Below are 21,969 nucleotides of genomic sequence, written 5' to 3' on the forward strand. Positions count from 1 at the left end.
TGCATTACTAGTGTTTCTTCACCAATTAGGCTCTGAGCATCAGTTTCTGCCAGGTCTTCAGGTTCAGGTATGATGACGTTGCCGTTTTCGTCAACGGGGTAGCTTACGCCTTGAAATGCATTGTCACCGGCATAGCGGTTGCCTTGGCGGCTATAGGCTGCTTCAAAGTCCCAGCGATTAATATCATCTTGGTCGAAGCGAACAAGAGTACGCACGTCGATATTTTCAACACCTTCACGTCCTGCACCTACCGCTTTTGCTGTACCGCCGCGGCCCGTAGTTACGTCTGTTGCGTCTAAATTTACGCGTGGGTCGTCAGCGTCCTGTTCGTTGTAGTTAACAATAGTGCGGTGAGAGAAACGCTCAGATAAAGGCGCACTTGTTACTAGGTTAAAACGACGGTTGTCGCCTTCGTATTTATTTGAAGAAAGCTCGGTCTGAGCGGTGATAGAGGTAGAAGCTTCATCAGGAGACTTAGTGATAATATTGATAACACCACCTGATGCGCCAGAGCCATAGCGAGCTGCTGCTGGACCACGAATAACTTCAATGCTCTCAATCGCTTCAGCTGGAACCCAGTTGCTGTCGCCCTGTGTGTTTCGCTCGCCTGAACGGCCCATTTTTACAGAGTTACGCGACAACACTGGCTTGCCGTCAATTAAAATAAGCGTATTTTCTGGACCCATTCCGCGAATGTCGATTTGACGTTTGTTGCCATACTGTCCTGAGCTTGAGTTACCTGTAAGGTTGATACCCGGCATGGTTCTTACAATTTCAGCGATATCGTTAGTGACAGGACGACGTTTGAAATCTTCTTCCGTAATGATAGACACGCCTTGGGCTTGCTTCAGCTCTTCAGACGCAGATTGCACAACGGTGGTGTCGAGCGTTTCTATCTCTTCGCTTTGCGCCAGCACACCCGCTGACAACATGGGAAACAGGGTTCCTAACAAAATAATGCGCTTACCATTTACAGGCATTTGATAATCCTTAATGTGTTGAGTGTTGGCCAGCCAGTGGCTCGCCATTTCAAAATGTTGTGTCTTGTTACGCGCGGCTTAACTTCATAAATGGCTCTAACGCCAAACATGAGCAAAGCACTAACTATTTGAGTTAGGGCAATTGGTGTGATTATTGTTATTCCAAGAAAGAATGCCCAAAAGTGAGACTATCCGTAGAAACTTGCATCCCCTGTCTGTCAAAGGGAATTTTCATCGCTTTATTTCTCTTCTTATTTGCAAGAAGTGGCTAATCGTGCTCAAATCGCACTGCATCTTAATGACAATTATTATCATTTGCAATTTAATTAATATTGAAAGGCCTTTTACTTTCTTTACATAAAACTGACGAATATGCTTAAAACACCGCTAAATACAATTCCTAAAACCCTTGCAGCACTGTCTGATTACGAGAACCTGGCTCGGGAGCGACTAACTCCACAATCGTGGGCGTATATTGCCGGTGGCTCTGCAGATGAATTGTCGATGCGAAGAAATCGAGAAAAACTAGACGACCTGTGTTTACTTCCCCGCGCTTTGAAAGATGTCAAACTGGGGGGAACTAAAACCACGTTGTTAGGGCAGCAGTTTGAACACCCTATAATTTCAGGGCCTGTTGCTTATCAAGCGTTAGCGCATCCCGATGGTGAGATTGCTACGGCGATGGCAACACAAGCTCAAGGCGGCTTATGGGTGATGAGCACGTTAGCCAGTTGCTCCTTTGAAGATATTTCTAGTCAGGTGGAAAGCCCCCGCTGGTTTCAACTCTATGTTCAACCTACCCTTTCACAAACTCTAGAACTCATACAAAAAGCAGAACATTTTCAGTTTTCAGCATTGGTAATCACCATCGATGCGCCAATTAACGGCTTGCGAAACCGTGAGCAGAGAGCTGAATTTTCGCTCCCTCCAAATGTGCGCGCGGTCAATATAGATACGCCTCCTCCCTTAATGCACCCCGGAGAAGGCAAGAGCGTGGTATTCCAAGGGCTTATGGCACAGGCTCCTACATGGGACGATATTGCTTTTATCCAGCAACACACGTCATTGCCCATTGTGTTGAAAGGTATTCTTAATCCACTGGACGCTCAAAAAGCAGCGGAACTTGGCGTAGCGGGTATTGTAGTGTCGAATCACGGCGGCCGTGCTTTGGACAGCGTGCCTTCACCGGTAGAAATGCTTCCTATTATTCGCCAAACGGTTGGTGATGAAATGATGGTACTGGCCGACAGCGGTGTGCGCAGAGGCGCTGATGTGGTAAAGCTCATGGCACTGGGTGCTAACGCCGTGCTTATTGGTCGGCCTCTGATGTACGGGTTAGCCACGGCGGGGGCATTAGGTGTTGCTCACACTATTCGATTGTTGAGAGACGAGCTTGAAATGACAATGGCGCTTTGCGGCGTAGGCTCCATAGAAGAAATAAATAAGCACTGTTTATGGCCCACAGCTTAGTCAATTTCTTAGAAAATTTCACCGCGCAAACTCGCACTACTTGCAGGTCTTTAAGCTTAGGTTTCACTCCACTGTCTTAACAGATTGTGATACACACCCGAAAGCCTGACAATTTCAGCGTTATTAGGCGTCTCGGCGCTAAGTGCCTGAATACTCATATCTAAGTCGTACAGAATACGGCGTTGTTCAGCACTTCTTACTAAACTTTGCATCCAAAAAAAGGACGCGAGCCGACGGCCTTTTGTAACTGGCGTCACTCTATGTAAACTGGTTGATGGGTACATTACCATATCGCCCGCCGCGAATTTCACACGCTGCTCTCCATAAGTATCTTGGATCACGAGCTCTCCCCCTTCGTATTCTTCGGGCTCACTGAGAAAAACCGTCATTGAGATATCTGTACGAACCTTTACAGCGGTTCCTGCCACTCGCCTAATGGTATTGTCGATATGATCGCCAAACTCTCCTTCACTCTGATAGCAGTTGAACATGGGAGGGTATATCTTGTTTGGTAATCCTGCTGCAAGAATATGCTGCGACTGACCCATCAAGCTCAAAATGAAATCTCCGAGCTGACGTGCCGTGGGAGAATCTTCAGGCAACTGCAGGTTTTTCTTGGCATGTAACGCTAAATGCCCCGCTGTTACAGCGCCATCAACCCAATCGGCTTTCTCAAGAAGCGACACCGCATCGGTGACTTCTTGTTTGGTAAGGAAGTTCTCAATTCTAACCAGCATGATGTTCCCATTGTGGCAAAGCGAGTAAAATATAAAAAACCAGCCAGAGGTCTTTTTACCTAAGGCTGGTTTTATAATAACGAATACTCAATTAGAAAGTATAGTTAGCAAAGACAGCTACACTTCGAGGGTTCCCTGGACGGAAGTGCCCTTTAGCGCTGTAATCTACCACGTACTCTTCATCTGTTAAGTTATCAACGTTTAACTGAAGCTTTAGATCCTCTGTCACTTGATAAGATGCCATTAGGAAAAGCGTAGTGTAAGAATCGACCGTGAAATAAGCCGTATTTCTGCGCCAGTAGGTTTCACCAGAGTTGTAATAGATACCACCGCCCACATTCAGTTTGTTATCCATTGCAGCATAGTTAACCCAAATGTTAGCCGTATCATCTGGCGACGCTTGTAGACCGTTACCGATAGAATCCGCTGTCGTGTCCTGGGTAACTTCAGTATCTAAACTCGCATAGTTCGCAGAGATTGATAGTGAGTCCGTTAGCATACCTGTAACGCTGACTTCATAGCCTTTAGACTCTTGCTCACCCGCTAGCGAATACACTGTAACACCGTCTTCAATATTTTGTGAATCGACCACGTCTTTCGTAGTTTCAAACACAGCACCGCTAACAAGTAGCTGGTCGTTAAAGAACTGCCATTTCACACCAAGTTCAGTGGTTACTGCATTTTCAGGCCTTACCGCATTTTGCGCGGCGTTGGTTGATAGCGCTAACGCTACGCCGGGCGGCTGCTTAGAATTACTGTGACTTAGGTAAATATTACCGTTCTCTGTAGGCATATAGCTCACCGCTGCACCGTAGCTAAAGTAGCTGTCTTGAGCGTCGAGCCCATCGAAACAACCGCTACGTCGACCACACGCAGAACCGGAGATATCAAAATCGTCATAACGCGCATTTATGTCTACTTGAAGGTGCTCACCGACTTTGATGGTATCTAGAAGATATAAGGCTACCGTGCTCGCATCACCCGAAGTGTCATTGCCGCTACGCGTTGTACCTCCTGTTACAAACACGTTGTTTTGCAAGTCGAAAGGGTTAATGGTGGGAGCTTCCAACACATTGCCTTGCCCATCGACATAGGTGTAATTTGCTGTCACACCAAAACTGGTACGCTCTTCTTCTGCTACTTCTGCACCCAGCACAACTCGATGCTTCAAAGCCCCTGATTCAAGTGAAAGAATTGCGTCTAGTTGTGATACAAATAAATCAGTCTCTTCGTCCAATGCTTGCAAGCGCTCAGCATTCAATAGGTTAGCTTCTTCACCTGAATTCCACCACGGACGACCAATTACTGACTCTTTTTCGTTGCTACCAAAACGGGTTTGGCTACGAAGCGTTACCACGTCGTTTACTTTGTGATTGATAACTAAGGTGTACATTTGTGTCGACACTTCTTCGAAGTCACGGCCCGGCACACTGTAATATTCGTCCCATAAACCCGAATCTATCGGTCCTTCGGGCTGACCTGTAGCTTCTGCAGCCGCTGAAGTTAGGAAGGGAAGACCAAGCACCGGTACGTTATCCTGCTCCATCACAAATACATCAAGGTTTATGTCTGTTGCTTCATTCACTTTATAAAGTAATGAGCCCGCCACACCAGTGGTTTGGTATTCCTCAACGCCATTGTCAAAGAAGTCACCGCCATCGCTGTATAACAGGTTTAAACGGCCGGCAACACTCTCAGAAAGCTTCTTATTGTAATCCAGTGTTACACGTGCGTTCTCGAAGGAGTCATAGCGACCTGACACTGCACCAAAATCTTCAAGTCGCGCACGTTTAGTTGCTAGGTTAACGCTACCACCACCGGTAGAGCGGCCGTCTAACGAGCCGCTTCCGCCCTTGATAACTTCTACAGCTTCGTAGTTGAAGGTATCGCGGCTGTAACCGGCTATATCGCGAATACCGTCTACATAGATATTTGAGCGTGCATCAAAACCACGAATGGTGACCTTGTCGCTGGCAGACACGACACCGCCACCACCTTCACCACCACCAAACGTTGATACGCCTGCAACGTTTCGAAGCGCATCGTTTAAATTGGTAATCCCCTGATCTTCAAGAAGGCGTTCTGAAATCACGTTGATCGAACGAGGGGTATTCGCGATGGGTTGCGTTAGCTTTACTGAAGAGGTTTCGTCAACTTTATAACCCGCTTCTTCGGTAGCTTGAACCTTGGTGGTTTCTAACTCTTGAACTGCGGTATTCTCTTGTTGAGCGAGTGCAGTTCCAAATGGTATTGCTGCGGTGACTGTCAGCGCTAATGCGCTTTTTTTTGTATTCATTTTCTTCATGAAAAAGAAGTCCCTTTAGTGCTTTTAAGTGTGTGATTAAATGCCTAAATGTACCGAGTTGAATTTTGGCACCGAGTAAAATACAGAGAGATTAAACTAAATGCAAATTATTATTATTTGCATATGCTTTTACAAATTTACACTAAACTGACAGTCAGAACTGATAAAACGCGGGTTGATTAAGAATAAGTACAAGCTTATATGGCTTTCTTTTTCGTTGGCTAAAAGTGTTTTGTAACAGTATGGTTTTGTAGAATTGAGCTAGAGATGCTGTAAGAAAAATGCCCGTAATTCATCATAAGTCATATAAGACTCTGGAGTTTCATGGGCGATGAGGTATTCGGCATGAGACAGTCCTTCCACAATCTCAAGTTGACTCGTACCGTTGAAATCGCGAATTTTCCTATGCAGACGGACTGCATCACTTAAAAATAGATCGCGTGTTCCTGCCACGATGAAAACAGGCGGAAACGAAGTAAAGTCACCATAAATAGGCGAAACACTAGGGTGTGATAAGTCGATAGTTCCAGCGTAAAGCGCTGCCGCAGATTGTAGTAGTCCTTCGTAGGTAACCAGTACACGATCAGCACCTTCATTAACTTGTCGACTATCCCCTGCCTGCGTTAAATCTACCCATGGTGTGCCTGTATAGATAGCGCAAGGAAGGCTTATACTCTCGGCGGCTAGTGATTGTATAAGCGCAAGAACCAGCCCGGCGCCTGCGGATGTCCCTCCAACGAGGATGCAACGACTGTCAACGCTATCTAAAAGCGCTAGGTATACAGCTTTTAAATCACAAAGCGTGGCAGGTGCTGGGGCATTTGGCGGCATAGCGTAATCTATACTCAATACGATTATTCCTAACCGTGATGCAATCAATAACCCTTCTTCAATACTCGGCAAGCCGCCAAAAAATACATAGGCGCCCCCATGCACGTCTATATAAACATGGTTTTCAAAATGGGGTGACACCTCTTTCGGCGTGAGCATACGAACTGTTACGCCGGCTATTTCCAGTAACTCCACACTGACACCTAATTGTTTGCGCATGTTCTTTATTTTTTTCTTTTGCTGCGCATTTCGTTGCTGCACCAGCTCCCGCCAACGTGCAGCATCTTGAGGTACCGTTGCCTTAACCTCTGCGATAGGTGTCGTCGGAAATTTTTCGATAGCATGCTTAAGAGCATCACTAACGGTCTGTGTTTTTGGTTCGTTAGGTTTTGACATTATTTTTGAAGTGTTAACGTTAATAAACAGCGAGTTGGTGCCAAGAATGTATGAATCCTACCAGCCTACACCGAATATGGAGTGCATAGCGTAACGTATTAACTCGCCCGAAGCTTTAACATATAGTTTATACCAGTCCGCAGAGATAATTACTCACTCAGCGAGAGTTGAAATGTTCGCGACCGCGGCGTGTTACCGCAGGTATAGTGGTTCTACATCAAAGTGACGCAACAAAGTGTAATAAAATCTGTATTGAAGATCAGTCCTTACTTGGTTGTGCATCTGATATGATTGGAAATACTAGTCGAGCGCAGCGTGTTTTGAGGGCAGACAGGAAGAATTAAGCTGCATGTAGCCAATACACTCTAAGACATCTTGGTAGAATAATTAATAAGGATATATACAATGAAAAGAATACCCCTTCGTAAATGGGCAATGGCGGCAGGTTTCGCTATTTCGGCAACAGCCTTTGCAGGAAATGTAGAGCACGACCAGACCTCAGTTTGGAAAGTGTCGAAAGGCGATGATGCGGTTTATGTAGGTGGTACAATACATATTCTGCCAATCTCTGAATTTCCATTGCCTGCTACGTTCACTGAAACCTATGAAAAAAGTGACACTTTAGTTTTTGAAGTAAAAATGCCTGCCCCAACGGATATTGAAGGTCAGCAAAAAATGATGGCTGGGCTAGCTTACAAAGACGGTAAGTCGCTTAAAGATGATGTATCAGAAGAGACCTATCAGGCTCTCAATGTATATTTAGCCAACTTTGGCGCAACAGCCGATCAGTTAGCGCAATTTAAGCCAGGCATGGTTGCATCAATGCTGGTAGCTATGGAAGCACAACGCTCTCAGTTAGCTGGACAAGGTGTAGATGCCTACTTCATGCAGTTAGCTGCTCGCGACGGAAAAGCCAGTGAATATCTGGAATCGTTAGATTTTCAAATCAGTATGCTTGCCAATATGGGAGCCGGTGAAGAAGACCGCCTCATTTCTGAAACTTTGGAAACGCTACCAGAACTAAAAGACATGCTTAAAAGCACCATAAAAGCATGGAGAGAAGGGAATACTCAGAAAATCGATGAACTGGTGGTAGACACATTCAAACGTGAATCTCCCGCTTCGTACGACGATGTTTTTACTAAGCGCAACCAAAACTGGCTACCTCAAATCGAAGCCATGTTTGGCGATGATGACCAAGAATTTGTCTTAGTCGGTGCTGGCCACCTAGTTGGCGATGACAGTGTTATCGCCTTATTAAAAGCGAAAGGCTACAAAGTCGAGCAAATGTAACCCCCTTGTTGCTACCGACCTAAATATCAAAGCTAGGCATAGTTCTAGCTTTTTTATGCCTAGCACAGAGGGAAATCGCTCTCTAAACCTGACACCGCAGGGATGCGGTATCGGAGCTCTTACGTAAAATCAAGGATGGGTTTACGGCGAGCTCCCTCCTCTCTCCAAAGCTTTCTGGTATACAGATTGCGGAGGGAGTGAAGCCCCATCAAAAACTCTCAGCAGCAGGGACGCTGCTGCGAAGCCGCCATGGATGGCTTCACGGCGTGTTTTTGATGGGGCTTCACTCCCGATATTTCAAATCGCAGGCATAAAAAAGCGCACCTAAGTGCGCTTTTTTTGGCTTGTGTTGCTAAGTCTAGATTAGTCTAGGATCTTAGATACAACACCAGCACCTACTGTACGACCACCTTCACGGATTGCGAAACGAAGACCTTCTTCCATCGCAATCGGAGCAATTAGCTCAACTTTGAATTTAAGGTTGTCACCAGGCATTACCATTTCTACGCCTTCTGGAAGCTCTACAGCACCAGTTACGTCAGTTGTACGGAAGTAGAACTGTGGACGGTAGCCTTTGAAGAATGGAGTATGACGGCCACCTTCATCTTTAGATAGTACGTATACTTCTGCTTCGAAGTTAACGTGTGGAGTGATTGAACCAGGCTTAGCTAGTACTTGACCACGTTCAACTTCATCACGCTTAGTACCACGTAGAAGAACACCAACGTTCTCACCTGCACGGCCTTCGTCAAGAAGCTTACGGAACATCTCAACACCAGTACAAGTAGTCTTAGTAGTGTCTTTGATACCTACGATTTCTACTTCTTCACCAACCTTGATGATACCTTGCTCAACACGACCCGTTACAACTGTACCACGGCCTGAGATTGAGAATACGTCTTCGATTGGAAGAATGAACGGCTTGTCGATTGCACGCTCTGGCTCTGGGATGTATGAATCAAGCGCTTCACCAAGCTCGATGATTTTCTTTTCCCACTCTGCGTCGCCTTCAAGCGCTTTAAGAGCTGAACCTTGGATAACTGGTAGGTCATCACCTGGGAATTCGTATTCGTTTAGAAGTTCACGAACTTCCATTTCTACTAGCTCTAGAAGCTCTTCATCGTCAACCATGTCACACTTGTTCATGAATACGATGATGTAAGGAATACCAACCTGACGACCAAGTAGGATGTGCTCACGAGTCTGTGGCATAGGGCCATCAGTCGCAGCAACTACTAGGATACCACCGTCCATCTGAGCAGCACCAGTGATCATGTTTTTAACGTAATCAGCGTGTCCTGGGCAGTCTACGTGTGCGTAGTGACGAGTAGGAGTATCGTATTCTACGTGTGAAGTAGAGATGGTGATACCACGTGCTTTTTCTTCAGGCGCGTTATCGATTTGATCGAAAGCCTGTGCGTTACCACCGTAAGTCTTTGAAAGAACTGTAGTGATTGCTGCAGTTAGCGTAGTTTTACCGTGGTCAACGTGGCCGATTGTACCCACGTTTACGTGGGGTTTCGTACGTTCAAACTTTTCTTTTGCCATTTTTCTCGTTTCCTAAGTTAAAAGTCCGACCCACCAATAGACCGGACCGAACCTTCATTTAGATTAAATTCTAGATTCAATAATAGCCTGCGCCACATTGTTCGGCGCCTCAGAATAATTGAAGAACTCCATTGAGTATGAAGCACGACCTTGTGTTTGTGAACGCAAGTCAGTTGCGTAGCCAAACATTTCTGAAAGCGGCACTTTAGCACGTATTATTTTAACACCTGCGACGCCATCTTCCATACCTTCGATCATGCCGCGGCGACGATTAATGTCACCAACTACATCACCCATCCAGTCTTCTGGAGTAGTCACTTCAACTTTCATTGTGGGTTCAAGTAACACCGGATTTGCTTCTGCGGCGCCTTTTTTGAAACCCATAGAGCCGGCGATCTTAAACGCCATTTCAGAAGAGTCAACATCGTGGTATGAACCGTCAAACAGCGTAACCTTTACATCAAGTACCGGATACCCTGCAAGAACACCACTTCGCATCTGCTCCTGAATTCCTTTATCGACCGCTGGAATGAACTCTTTTGGTACCACACCACCGACGATTTCGTTCACAAATTCGTAGCCTGAACCTTCTTCTTGAGGCTCAATGCGCAGCCATACATGACCAAATTGGCCGCGGCCGCCTGACTGACGAACGAACTTCCCTTCAACTTCAACAGATTTACGAAGGGTTTCACGATAAGCAACCTGAGGGTTACCTACGTTACATTCAACTTTAAATTCGCGCTTCATGCGGTCGACAATGATATCAAGGTGAAGTTCACCCATACCTGAGATAATCGTCTGGCCTGTCTCGTCGTCAGTTTTCACTTTGAATGACGGATCTTCAGCTGCAAGCTTGCTTAGGGCTATGCCCATTTTCTCTTGGTCAGCTTGCGACTTAGGCTCAACCGCAATTGAAATTACCGGCTCAGGGAACTCCATACGCTCTAGCGTAATAACATGGTTAGGGTCACAAAGCGTATCACCGGTTGTTACATCTTTAAGGCCAATGGCCGCAGCGATGTCACCTGCGCGTACTTCTTTAATTTCTTCACGGTCTTTCGCGTGCATTTGCACAATACGACCAAAGCGCTCACGCTTGCCCTTAACAGGGTTGTAAACCGTATCACCCGTGTTTACTACACCAGAGTAACAACGGAAGAAGGTTAGCGTACCCACAAATGGGTCGGTCGCTATTTTAAATGCTAGCGCTGAGAACGGCTCATCGTCGCTTGAATGACGCTCTGCTTCTGTCTCGTCTTTGTCGTCAAGTACACCAGTGATGGCCTTAACTTCTGTTGGAGACGGAAGATAATGAATAACAGAGTCTAGTACTGCCTGAACACCTTTGTTTTTGAAGGCACTGCCACAGGTGGCAAGAACAATTTCGTTGTTCAGCGTACGCTGACGAAGGCCTGAACGAATTTCTTCCTCAGAAAGCTCTTCACCTTCCAAGTATTTATTCATTAGCTCATCAGATGCTTCTGCAGCCGCTTCGATCATTTCTGTGCGGTACTGCTCAGCGGTATCTAAATATTCAGCCGGAATGTCTTCATAGGTAAATGTCATACCCATGTCTTCTTCATTCCAGTTGATGGCTTTCATCTTCACAAGGTCGATGACGCCATGGAAATTCTCTTCAGCGCCCATGTTGATTTGAATCGGAACACAGTTTGCGCCTAAACGCTTGCGGATTTGACCCACAACACGTTCAAAATCAGCGCCAGCCCGGTCCATCTTATTAACGAACACAAGGCGTGGCACTTGATATTTGTCAGCCTGTCGCCAGACTGTCTCTGATTGAGGTTCTACCCCAGAAGACCCACAGAAAACAACAACTGCACCGTCTAGTACACGCAATGAACGCTCTACTTCGATAGTAAAGTCAACGTGTCCAGGGGTGTCGATGATGTTGATCCTGTGTTGATCGAACTGTTGCTCCATACCAGACCAGAAACAAGTCGTTGCAGCAGACGTGATAGTAATACCACGCTCCTGCTCTTGCTCCATCCAGTCCATGGTAGCAGCACCATCGTGCACTTCACCGATTTTGTGAGACAGTCCTGTATAAAACAGAACACGCTCTGTGGTCGTGGTTTTACCCGCGTCCACGTGAGCCACAATACCAATATTGCGATAACGCTCAATCGAGGTCTTACGAGGCATAAATCTCTCTCAGTTAAATAACGTTGATTACCAACGGTAGTGAGCAAACGCTTTGTTTGCTTCGGCCATACGGTGAACGTCTTCACGTTTCTTAACCGCTGAACCTTTATTATCTGCTGCGTCTAGCATTTCAGCCGCTAGGCGTTGTGCCATAGACTTTTCGCCACGTTTACGTGCAGCTTCAACCATCCAACGCATACCTAGCGCGTTACGACGAACTGGACGTACTTCAACTGGAACCTGATAAGTTGAACCACCAACACGACGAGACTTAACCTCTACTGTTGGGCGGATGTTATCAAGCGCTTCCTCGAAGATATCTAGGTGTGCTTTGCCGGTTTTTTCAGCAACAATATCAAGCGCACCGTAAACGATTTTTTCAGCGACTGACTTTTTGCCGTCGAGCATTACGACATTCATGAATTTCGCAAGCAGTTGTGAACCAAATTTTGGCTCTGGTAGGATTTTACGTTGACCTACGACTCTTCTTCTTGGCATTTTCTATTCTCCGTATGAATTCAGGGAAAACCCAAAACTCTTAAACTTCAGTTTGGCCTTACTAACGGAGAACCGTTATGACTTAGGCTTCTTCGCGCCGTACTTAGAACGGGCTTGTTTACGATCGTTTACACCTGCGCAGTCAAGAGTACCGCGAACTGTGTGATAACGAACACCTGGTAGATCTTTAACACGACCACCACGGATAAGTACTACACTGTGCTCTTGTAGGTTGTGACCTTCACCACCGATGTATGAAGAAACTTCAAAACCGTTAGTTAGACGTACACGACATACTTTACGTAGTGCAGAGTTTGGTTTCTTAGGCGTAGTAGTATATACACGAGTACATACACCACGTCTTTGTGGACAAGCTTGTAGAGCAGCTACGTTGCTTTTTTCAACGGGCTTTCTACGCGGCTTGCGCACTAACTGGTTAACTGTTGCCATTAACTAGCTCCTGATTAAAAACTACGAAAACCCAATCACTGTGATTGGGTCCATATTAATACGATTAATTGCTTAATCGCTCTTGTTTGTGAACATTGTGCTCGTCAACATTCACTGAGCTCTGATACAAAAAACCGCGACCGTTTATCGAGCCACTTATTGGCTATCCAAAATCGGGTCGCGGAATATTAAAGATCATCGCTCTGACTGTCAAGGTGTACAAAGGTTAAGCAGTTAATTTATCTGCAATCTGTACAACATGACTGCCAAATTGTTAGGAGTACGTTAACGTACTCCTATGATCTTGCCTTATTCGGCAGTATCTTCGTCTGCACCAGCATTAAGCGCTTCGGTTAGTGCCTGTTCTGCTTCAGCAGCAGAAACTGACATTTCTTCGATTTGCTCTTTGCGACGTTGTGCACGGCGTTCGTGGTAAGCGAAACCTGTACCCGCTGGAATTAGTCGACCAACGATTACGTTTTCTTTCAGACCGCGTAGGTCATCTTCTTTACCTTGAACCGCAGCTTCAGTTAGAACACGTGTTGTTTCTTGGAACGATGCCGCTGAGATAAATGACTCAGTAGACAGTGACGCTTTAGTGATACCAAGCAGCTGTGTTTCGTACTGCGCTGGGATCTTGCCGTGTTTTTCAATTTCACGGTTAGCCACTTTAACGTTCGATACTTCAACCTGTTCGCCTTCAAGGAACTGCGTATCGCCTGGATTAGTGATAATGCACTTGCGTAGCATCTGACGGATAACTACTTCAATGTGCTTATCGTTAATCTTAACACCCTGTAGGCGGTAAACTTCCTGAACTTCGTTCACGATGTAGTTTGCTACAGCTGAGATACCACGTAGACGTAGGATATCGTGTGGAGACTCTGGACCATCAGCGATAACTTCGCCTTTTTCCACTTTCTCACCTTCGAACACGTTAAGCTGACGCCACTTAGGAATCATCTCTTCGTACGCGTCACCCTCAGCAGGTGTAATTACAAGACGCTTCTTACCTTTGGTCTCTTTACCGAAGCCGATAGTACCTGAGATTTCTGCAAGGATAGCAGGCTCTTTAGGCTTACGTGCTTCAAATAGGTCCGCAACGCGCGGTAGACCACCCGTGATATCACGAGTCTTCGAGCTTTCCTGAGGAATACGTGCTAGCACGTCACCTTCGTTAGCCACTTTGCCTTCTTTCGCTTCGATGGTTGTGAAGCTTGGAAGACGAATTTCTTGAAGACCGAACTCGTCGCTTTCAAGAATTAGCTTAGGCTCTTTAGAGTTTACTTTCGCAAGGTCTTTAACAACGATACGGGTTAGACCAGTAAGCTCGTCTTGCTGCATTTCGGTGTTAGAGTCATCAATGTCAGCGAAGCTAATCTTAGCTGCACGTTCAGTGATGATTGGGTGACTATGCGGATCCCAGTTAGCAACAACGTCGCCAGCTGCAATAGTTGCACCGTCATCCACGCTAAGTACAGCACCGTAAGGTACTTTATAGCGCTCTTTCTCACGGCCTTGCTCGTCGATAACAGTAAGTTCTGTTGAACGAGAAACGATAACCACTTTGCCGTCAGAGTTACGTACGAACTTCGCGTTGTGTAGCTTAAGGCTACCCGCAGTCTTAACTTGTACGCTGTTCTCAGCAGATGCTCTTGATGCCGCACCACCGATGTGGAACGTACGCATGGTAAGCTGTGTACCTGGCTCACCGATTGACTGTGCTGCAATAACACCAACCGATTCACCGCTACCCACCATGTGACCACGTGCAAGGTCACGACCGTAACACTTAGCACAAACACCGAAGTCGTTGTCACAAGTGATTACCGAGCGAACCATAATTTGGTCAACTGAGTTAGCTTCAAGCATGTCTACTAACGCTTCGTCTAGAAGAACGTTACGCTCTACGAGTACTTCGTTAGTACCTGGCTTAAGTACATCTTCTGCTACCACACGACCTAGTACACGCTCGCGTAGTGGCTCAACAACGTCACCACCTTCGATTAGTGGTGTCATTTGAACACCTTCGAATGTGCCACAGTCGTCGTTAGTGATTACCAAGTCTTGTGCAACGTCTACTAGACGACGCGTTAGGTAACCCGAGTTCGCTGTCTTAAGTGCGGTATCCGCAAGACCTTTACGAGCACCGTGAGTTGAGATGAAGTACTGTAGTACGTTCAGACCTTCACGGAAGTTCGCCGTAATTGGGGTTTCGATGATTGAGCCATCTGGCTTAGCCATCAGACCACGCATACCAGCTAGCTGACGAATCTGAGCGGCACTACCACGAGCCCCCGAGTCGGCCATCATGTAAACTGAGTTAAATGATGATTGCTCTTCTTCTTCGCCATCGCGGTTAATTACGATGTCAGTCTTAAGGTTATCCATCATGGCCTTAGCAACTTTTTCGTTGGCATTTGACCAGATATCGATAACTTTGTTGTAACGCTCACCCGCGGTAACAAGACCGTTTTGGAACTGTTCCTGAATTTCAATAACTTCTGCTTCCGCTGCATCAATGATGTCTTTCTTAGCAGCAGGGATAACCATATCGTCGATACCAACAGACGCACCCGCGATCATCGCGTAGTGGAAACCGGTATACATGATTTGGTCAGCAGCAATTACTGTGTCTTTCAGACCTAGCGTACGGTAACAAGCATTCAATAGTCTTGAAATTTGCTTCTTGCCCATCGCTTGGTTGATGATTTCAAACGGCAGACCCTTTGGAAGGATCAATGAGAAAATCGCACGACCAACAGTCGTGTCAGTTAGCGTTACTTTCTCAGTTTTGTTGCCATCTTCATCGATGTCATATTCAGTAATACGTACTTTAACGCGAGAGTGAAGCTCAGCATTACCTGTACGGTATGCTTTTTCTGCTTCATTCGGGCTGGTGAATACCATGCCTTCGCCTAAGCCGTTTACTTTGTCACGCGTTAGGTAATAAAGACCCAATACAACGTCCTGTGAAGGTACGATGATTGGCTCACCATTCGCAGGTGACAGAATGTTGTTCGTTGACATCATAAGTGCACGTGCTTCTAGCTGTGCTTCGATTGTCAACGGAACGTGTACCGCCATTTGGTCACCATCGAAGTCGGCGTTGTACGCCGCACACACTAGCGGGTGAAGCTGAATCGCTTTACCTTCGATTAGTGTTGGTTCGAATGCTTGGATACCCAAACGGTGAAGTGTAGGTGCACGGTTAAGTAGTACCGGGTGTTCGCGGATAACGTCGTCTAGTACGTCCCAAACCTCTGGTGCTTCGCGCTCTACAAGCTTCTTAGCTGCTTTAATTGTTGTCGCAAGACCACGACCTTCAAGCTTACCGTAGATAAACGGCTTAAATAGCTCAAGTGCCATCTTCTTAGGAAGACCACACTGGTGAAGACGTAGCGTAGGACCAACGGTAATTACAGAACGGCCTGAGTAGTCAACACGCTTACCAAGAAGGTTTTGACGGAAACGACCTTGCTTACCTTTGATCATGTCTGCAAGCGACTTAAGTGGACGCTTGTTAGAACCGGTAATCGCACGACCACGACGTCCGTTATCTAGAAGCGCATCAACAGACTCTTGAAGCATACGCTTTTCGTTGCGTACGATGATGTCTGGAGCAGCTAGGTCTAGAAGACGCTTAAGACGGTTGTTACGGTTAATTACACGACGGTAAAGGTCGTTAAGGTCAGACGTTGCAAAACGGCCGCCATCTAGTGGTACTAGAGGACGTAAATCTGGTGGAAGTACCGGAAGAACCGTCATGATCATCCACTCTGGCTTGTTACCAGACTGTTGGAATGACTCAAGCAACTTAAGACGCTTAGTAATTTTCTTACGCTTAGTTTCAGAGTTGATTGAAGGCAGCTCTTCACGCATAGCCGCAACGTCTGCGTCTACGTCTAGTGCTGTAAGAAGATCGAATACTGCTTCAGCACCCATCTTCGCTTCAAACTCATCACCGTGCTCTTCAAGTGCATCCAAGTATTCTTCTTCGTTAAGAAGTTGGCTGCGCTCAAGCGTAGTCATACCTGGCTCTGTAACCACGTATGATTCAAAGTAAAGTACACGTTCAATATCACGAAGTGTCATATCTAGCATTAGGCCGATACGAGACGGAAGTGATTTAAGGAACCAGATGTGTGCTACCGGGCTAGCTAGCTCGATGTGACCCATACGCTCACGACGTACTTTAGTCAGTGTAACTTCAACGCCACACTTCTCACAGATAACACCACGGTGCTTAAGGCGCTTGTACTTACCGCAAAGACACTCGTAGTCTTTAACCGGACCAAAGATACGCGCACAGAACAGACCGTCACGCTCAGGCTTGAACGTACGGTAGTTAATTGTTTCAGGCTTTTTAACTTCACCGAATGACCATGAACGGATCATGTCAGGTGAAGACAGACCGATTCGAATATTATCGAATTCTTCAGTCTTGTTTTGTTGCTTTAGAAACTTTAATAAGTCTTTCACATTACTCTCCCAGCGGAGTCAGTCTCTAGAGCCCGGCGCAAGCGCCGGGCCATCTCATAACATTACGTGGCTAACGCCGTATTACTTTTCTTCAAGCTCGATGTTGATACCCAACGAGCGAATTTCTTTAAGTAGTACGTTGAATGACTCTGGCATGCCAGGTTCCATTCTGTGGTCGCCATCGACGATGTTCTTGTACATCTTGGTACGGCCGTTAACGTCATCCGACTTAACGGTAAGCATTTCTTGAAGGGTATATGCTGCACCGTATGCTTCAAGTGCCCACACTTCCATCTCACCGAAGCGCTGACCACCGAACTGTGCTTTACCACCAAGAGGCTGCTGTGTAACAAGGCTGTAAGAACCCGTAGAACGCGCGTGCATTTTGTCGTCTACTAAGTGGTTCAGTTTCAGCATGTACATGTAACCAACCGTAACTGGACGCTCAAATTCGCGACCGGTACGACCGTCAAACAAAGCAATCTGACCGCTTTCTGGAATATCAGCAAGCTTCAGCATTTCTTTGATTTCAGATTCACGAGCACCGTCGAATACAGGTGTTGCTACTGGAACACCCTTACGAAGGTTTTCCGCTAGACGACGAACTTCGTGGTCTGTGAAGCTATCGATGTCTACTTCTTGGTGATTCTCACCAAGCTCGTACACCTTCTTCAAGAAGTCACGTAGTTCAGCCAGCTCGCGCTGCTCTTTAATCATGCGATCAATCTTCACACCAAGACCGTGTGCAGCCATACCCAAGTGCGTTTCTAGGATCTGACCGATGTTCATACGAGACGGTACACCTAGTGGGTTAAGAACGATATCTACCGGCGTACCGTTAGCATCGTATGGCATGTCTTCTACAGGCTGGATAGTCGAGATAACACCTTTGTTACCGTGACGACCGGCCATTTTATCACCCGGTTGGATGTGACGTTTAACCGCAAGGTAAACCTTAACGATCTTAAGCACACCAGGGGCTAGATCATCGCCTTGAGTGATCTTGCGACGCTTACCTTCAAACTTCTTATCGAAATCAAGTTTGATTTCAGCATGCTGATCAGCGATTTGGTCTAGCTCTAGCTGTGCATCTTCACTGTTAAGTGCGATTTCAAACCACTTTTCACGCGGCAGGCTGTCAAGCTTAGCTTGGTCAACACCAGCACGTAGTAGTGCAGTTTGTGCACGTGCGAAGATACCGTCTGCAAGAATTTCGAACTCGTCAGTAAGGTCTTTCTTAACCTGACGTAGCTGCATATCTTCAATTTCTAGCGCACGCTTGTCTTTCTCTACACCGTCACGGGTAAATACTTGAACGTCGATTACCGTACCGTGAACAGAGTTAGGTACACGTAGAGACGTATCTTTAACGTCAGACGCTTTCTCACCGAAGATTGCACGTAGTAGTTTTTCTTCTGGCGTAAGCTGCGTTTCACCTTTAGGCGTTACTTTACCTACAAGGATGTCACCGCCTTTCACTTCCGCACCAATGTAAACAACACCTGACTCATCAAGCTTGCTTAGTGCAGATTCACCCACGTTCGGGATATCAGAAGAAATTTCTTCTGGCCCAAGCTTAGTATCACGAGCGATACAGCTAAGCTCTTGAATGTGGATAGTAGTAAAACGGTCTTCCTGCGCTACACGCTCAGAAATAAGGATTGAATCCTCAAAGTTGTAACCATTCCACGGCATGAACGCGATACGCATGTTCTGACCAAGTGCAAGGTCACCTAGGTCTGTTGAAGGACCATCAGCTAGCACGTCGCCTGCAACAATCGGGTCGCCAACACTACAAGTAGGCTTCTGATTGATACACGTGTTTTGGTTAGAACGCGTGTACTTAGTCAGGTTGTAGATATCGATACCTGCTTCACCTGGAAGCATTTCATCTTCGTCTACTTTAATAACGATACGGCTGGCATCTACGTAATCAACCACACCACCGCGCTTAGCAACTACAGTAACACCTGAGTCAACCGCGATAGTTCTTTCCATACCGGTACCAACTAGCGGCTTATCAGCGCGTAGTGTAGGTACTGCCTGACGTTGCATGTTCGCACCCATAAGTGCACGGTTCGCATCATCGTGCTCTAGGAATGGGATAATGCTTGCAGCAATTGAAACAATTTGCTGAGGTGAAACGTCCATGTACTTGATGTCTTCTTTCGGCATCAAGGTAGTTTCACCGCGGTGACGACATGGAATAAGGTCGTCAACCAACTCGCCTGCTTCAGTCAACGCGATGTTTGCCTGAGCGATTGCGAATTGACCTTCTTCAATTGCAGATAAGTAATCGATTTCGTCTGTTACGACACCGTCTACAATGCGACGGAACGGCGTTTCTAGGAAACCGAAGTCATTGGTACGCGCGAAGCTTGCCAATGAGTTAATTAGACCGATGTTCGGGCCTTCCGGCGTTTCGATTGGACATAGACGACCGTAGTGAGTCGGGTGTACGTCTCGAACTTCGAAGCCTGCACGTTCACGTGTAAGACCACCCGGGCCTAATGCAGAAATACGACGCTTATGCGTTACTTCTGATAGCGGGTTGTTTTGGTCCATGAACTGAGAAAGCTGAGATGAACCGAAGAACTCTTTAACCGCAGCCGAGATAGGCTTAGCGTTAATAAGATCTTGTGGCATCACGTTGTCTAGGTCGCCTAAGCTTAGACGCTCTTTAACTGCACGCTCAACACGTACAAGACCAACGCGGAATTGGTTCTCTGCCATTTCACCTACAGAACGGATACGACGGTTACCTAGGTGATCGATATCATCTACTTCGTCTTTACCGTCACGAATCATTATTAGCTGCTTCATTACAGAAATAATGTCTTCTTTATCCAGTGTACCAGCACCAATAAGTTCTTCACGGCCAAGACGGCGGTTGAACTTCATGCGGCCAACAGAAGATAGGTCGTAACGTTCATCAGAGAAGAACAAGTTATCGAACAAGGTTTCAGCTGCATCTTTCGTTGGTGGCTCACCAGGACGCATCATACGGTAAATTTCAACTAGTGCTTCAAGGCGGTTAGTTGAAGAATCGATACGTAGCGTATCTGAAATGTATGAACCGTGATCTAGCTCGTTGATGTAAAGCGTTTCGAACTCTTTGATGCCCGCTTGGCTAAGTGCCGCTAGGTTTTCAAGGGTTAGTTCGTCGTTCGCGCTTACAATCACTTCGCCTGTGTCTTCGTTTACATAAGTAGCTGCATAAACACGGCCAATTAGGTAATCGGCTGGAACTTCAAGTTCTGTAAGACCGGCTTTTTCTAGTGCACGCGTGTGGCGCGCAGAAATACGACGACCCGTTTCAACAACAACGTTGCCTTCACCGTCAATGATGTCAAAAGCAGCCGTCTCACCACGTAGGCGATCTGGAACCACTTCCATCATTAGTTTGTCTTTGTCGATACGTACGCTTACTTTGTCGAAGAAAGTATCTAGGATTTCTTCAGACGTCATTTCAAGTGCGCGTAAGATAATCGTTGCAGGCAACTTACGACGACGGTCGATACGTACGAATAGGTTATCTTTCGGGTCAAACTCGAAGTCTAACCACGAACCACGGTAAGGAATTACACGTGCGTTATAAAGCACTTTACCTGACGAGTGGGTTTTACCTTTGTCGTGATCAAAGAATACACCAGGTGAACGGTGTAGCTGTGACACGATAACACGCTCTGTACCATTGATAACGAACGTACCGTTCTCAGTCATCAACGGGATCTCGCCCATGTACACTTCTTGTTCTTTAATATCTTTTACGGTACCTGGCGCAGCGTCTTTATCGAACAACACTAACCGTAGTTTTACTCTTAACGGAGCAGAGAAAGTTACGCCGCGAATTTGACATTCTTTAACGTCGAAAACGGGCTCTCCCAGGCGGTAGCTTACATACTGAAGCTCTGAACTACCTGAGTAGCTTTTAATTGGAAAAACGGAACGAAATGCTGCTTCCAAACCGTATTGAGCATCTGCATCGATCTCAATAAACTTTTTGAAAGAATCAAGCTGAATTGAAAGAAGGTATGGAATTTCCAATACCTGTGGGCGTTTGCCAAAATCCTTACGGATACGTTTCTTTTCGCTATAAGAGTAAACCATGGGTTCCTCAGCCTGCTGATTTATGACCCAACCTGCTGCAAAATGCTTTAAAACGCGTGCTATGGGCTAAAAGCTACGTTTCAAATGGCGCACTAAGCAACAAACTTCCACAACCCTTTTTCGGGCAGATACACCAGCATACAACAAAATTTAACCAATTATTAGTTAACTTGTTGGATTTTTATGCTTTTTATGGGTATTTCCGAATGGCGCTTTAAGTAGTGTAACCAAGGGTTAGATTCTACACACTATACAGCGCAAAAAGGCTGGTGGTTTAAAAAACCACCAGCCTTGCCGTCTCAGGCAATAATCTGACTATGTCAGATTACTTGATTTCTACTTCTGCACCAGCTTCTTCAAGCTCTTTCTTAAGTGCTTCAGCTTCATCTTTGCTTACGCCTTCTTTGATAGCTTTAGGAGCAGACTCAACTACTTCTTTAGCTTCTTTAAGACCTAGGCCAGTCGCGCCGCGAACTGCTTTGATAACTGCAACTTTGTTGCCACCGAATGAAGTCATTACAACGTCGAATTCAGTCTTTTCTTCTGCAGCAGCAGCGTCACCGCCAGCAGCTGGACCAGCAACAGCAACAGCAGCTGCAGCAGATACGTTGAATTTTTCTTCAGCCGCTTCGATTAGTTCAACCAGTTCCATTACTGGCATTTCAGCGATTGCGTTTAAGATATCTTCTTTAGTTAGAGCCAT

Annotated in this window: 13 protein-coding genes; 2 read left to right on the forward strand and 11 right to left on the reverse strand. The window is 46.2% G+C overall.

The window, feature by feature from the left end; all coding sequences use genetic code 11:
- The coding region (locus tag QVA83_RS16145) for a TonB-dependent receptor plug domain-containing protein (protein WP_287498676.1) at nucleotides 1-980 on the reverse strand (980 nt) is incomplete at its 3' end.
- 372 nt (nucleotides 981-1,352) lie between these two features.
- Here QVA83_RS16145 and QVA83_RS16150 point away from each other — a divergent pair.
- A complete protein-coding gene (locus QVA83_RS16150; RefSeq protein WP_287498677.1) occupies nucleotides 1,353-2,450 on the forward strand; it encodes an alpha-hydroxy acid oxidase in 1,098 nt (365 codons plus the stop codon).
- Between the two features lie 56 nt (nucleotides 2,451-2,506).
- On the opposite strand, the gene QVA83_RS16155 is transcribed toward QVA83_RS16150, so the two are convergent.
- The 3 genes from QVA83_RS16155 to QVA83_RS16165 all read right to left on the reverse strand — a co-directional run bounded on the left by QVA83_RS16155 (nucleotide 2,507) and on the right by QVA83_RS16165 (nucleotide 6,719).
- A complete protein-coding gene (locus tag QVA83_RS16155) occupies nucleotides 2,507-3,187 on the reverse strand; it encodes a Fe2+-dependent dioxygenase (RefSeq protein WP_014951030.1) in 681 nt (226 codons plus the stop codon).
- Between the two features lie 91 nt (nucleotides 3,188-3,278).
- Nucleotides 3,279-5,492, reverse strand: a complete 2,214-nt coding sequence (locus tag QVA83_RS16160) for a TonB-dependent receptor (RefSeq protein WP_039227035.1) — start codon at nucleotides 5,490-5,492, stop codon at nucleotides 3,279-3,281.
- A gap of 261 nt (nucleotides 5,493-5,753) precedes the next feature.
- Nucleotides 5,754-6,719 carry an alpha/beta hydrolase fold domain-containing protein gene (locus QVA83_RS16165; protein ID WP_287498678.1) on the reverse strand — a complete coding sequence of 322 codons (966 nt, stop codon included), beginning with the start codon at nucleotides 6,717-6,719 and terminating at the stop codon, nucleotides 5,754-5,756.
- A gap of 405 nt (nucleotides 6,720-7,124) precedes the next feature.
- Between QVA83_RS16165 and QVA83_RS16170 the strand changes: the two genes are divergently transcribed.
- Nucleotides 7,125-8,012 (forward strand): TraB/GumN family protein, encoded by an 888-nt coding sequence (locus QVA83_RS16170; protein WP_187447413.1) that lies wholly within the window; start codon nucleotides 7,125-7,127, stop codon nucleotides 8,010-8,012.
- A gap of 363 nt (nucleotides 8,013-8,375) precedes the next feature.
- Here QVA83_RS16170 and tuf read toward each other — a convergent pair whose 3' ends face one another.
- The 7 genes from tuf to rplL all read right to left on the reverse strand — a co-directional run bounded on the left by tuf (nucleotide 8,376) and on the right by rplL (nucleotide 21,969).
- Nucleotides 8,376-9,560 (reverse strand): elongation factor Tu, encoded by a 1,185-nt coding sequence (tuf, locus tag QVA83_RS16175; protein ID WP_014977498.1) that lies wholly within the window; start codon nucleotides 9,558-9,560, stop codon nucleotides 8,376-8,378.
- A 63-nt stretch (nucleotides 9,561-9,623) separates the two neighbouring features.
- The gene (fusA, locus tag QVA83_RS16180) at nucleotides 9,624-11,726 is read right to left on the reverse strand and encodes an elongation factor G (RefSeq protein ID WP_014951035.1); all 2,103 of its coding nucleotides are present in this window, start codon (nucleotides 11,724-11,726) and stop codon (nucleotides 9,624-9,626) included.
- A 27-nt stretch (nucleotides 11,727-11,753) separates the two neighbouring features.
- Nucleotides 11,754-12,224 carry a 30S ribosomal protein S7 gene (gene rpsG / locus QVA83_RS16185; protein ID WP_014951036.1) on the reverse strand — a complete coding sequence of 157 codons (471 nt, stop codon included), beginning with the start codon at nucleotides 12,222-12,224 and terminating at the stop codon, nucleotides 11,754-11,756.
- 75 nt (nucleotides 12,225-12,299) lie between these two features.
- Nucleotides 12,300-12,674: a 30S ribosomal protein S12 gene (gene rpsL / locus QVA83_RS16190; RefSeq protein WP_014951037.1), complete on the reverse strand. Its 375-nt coding sequence runs from the start codon at nucleotides 12,672-12,674 to the stop codon at nucleotides 12,300-12,302.
- 309 nt (nucleotides 12,675-12,983) lie between these two features.
- Nucleotides 12,984-17,156 (reverse strand): DNA-directed RNA polymerase subunit beta', encoded by a 4,173-nt coding sequence (gene rpoC / locus QVA83_RS16195; RefSeq protein WP_039229319.1) that lies wholly within the window; start codon nucleotides 17,154-17,156, stop codon nucleotides 12,984-12,986.
- A gap of 81 nt (nucleotides 17,157-17,237) precedes the next feature.
- Nucleotides 17,238-21,266 (reverse strand): DNA-directed RNA polymerase subunit beta, encoded by a 4,029-nt coding sequence (gene rpoB, locus QVA83_RS16200; protein WP_014977618.1) that lies wholly within the window; start codon nucleotides 21,264-21,266, stop codon nucleotides 17,238-17,240.
- Nucleotides 21,267-21,591: 325 nt separating this feature from the next.
- Nucleotides 21,592-21,969 carry a 50S ribosomal protein L7/L12 gene (rplL, locus tag QVA83_RS16205; protein ID WP_015068303.1) on the reverse strand — a complete coding sequence of 126 codons (378 nt, stop codon included), beginning with the start codon at nucleotides 21,967-21,969 and terminating at the stop codon, nucleotides 21,592-21,594.

This window comes from Alteromonas sp. AO-Serp, from assembly GCF_017849675.1.
GTDB lineage: Bacteria > Pseudomonadota > Gammaproteobacteria > Enterobacterales > Alteromonadaceae > Alteromonas > Alteromonas macleodii.

What these genes read in the sequence shown, in the direction of transcription:
- QVA83_RS16155 (WP_014951030.1), bottom strand. Translation starts at nt 3,187, where the DNA reads ATGCTGGTTAGAATTGAGAACTTCCTTACCAAACAAGAAGTCACCGAT.
- rpsL (WP_014951037.1), bottom strand. Translation starts at nt 12,674, where the DNA reads ATGGCAACAGTTAACCAGTTAGTGCGCAAGCCGCGTAGAAAGCCCGTT.
- QVA83_RS16160 (WP_039227035.1), bottom strand. Translation starts at nt 5,492, where the DNA reads ATGAAGAAAATGAATACAAAAAAAAGCGCATTAGCGCTGACAGTCACC.
- tuf (WP_014977498.1), bottom strand. Translation starts at nt 9,560, where the DNA reads ATGGCAAAAGAAAAGTTTGAACGTACGAAACCCCACGTAAACGTGGGT.
- QVA83_RS16165 (WP_287498678.1), bottom strand. Translation starts at nt 6,719, where the DNA reads ATGTCAAAACCTAACGAACCAAAAACACAGACCGTTAGTGATGCTCTT.
- QVA83_RS16170 (WP_187447413.1), top strand. Translation starts at nt 7,125, where the DNA reads ATGAAAAGAATACCCCTTCGTAAATGGGCAATGGCGGCAGGTTTCGCT.
- fusA (WP_014951035.1), bottom strand. Translation starts at nt 11,726, where the DNA reads ATGCCTCGTAAGACCTCGATTGAGCGTTATCGCAATATTGGTATTGTG.
- rpsG (WP_014951036.1), bottom strand. Translation starts at nt 12,224, where the DNA reads ATGCCAAGAAGAAGAGTCGTAGGTCAACGTAAAATCCTACCAGAGCCA.
- rplL (WP_015068303.1), bottom strand. Translation starts at nt 21,969, where the DNA reads ATGGCTCTAACTAAAGAAGATATCTTAAACGCAATCGCTGAAATGCCA.
- rpoB (WP_014977618.1), bottom strand. Translation starts at nt 21,266, where the DNA reads ATGGTTTACTCTTATAGCGAAAAGAAACGTATCCGTAAGGATTTTGGC.
- QVA83_RS16150 (WP_287498677.1), top strand. Translation starts at nt 1,353, where the DNA reads ATGCTTAAAACACCGCTAAATACAATTCCTAAAACCCTTGCAGCACTG.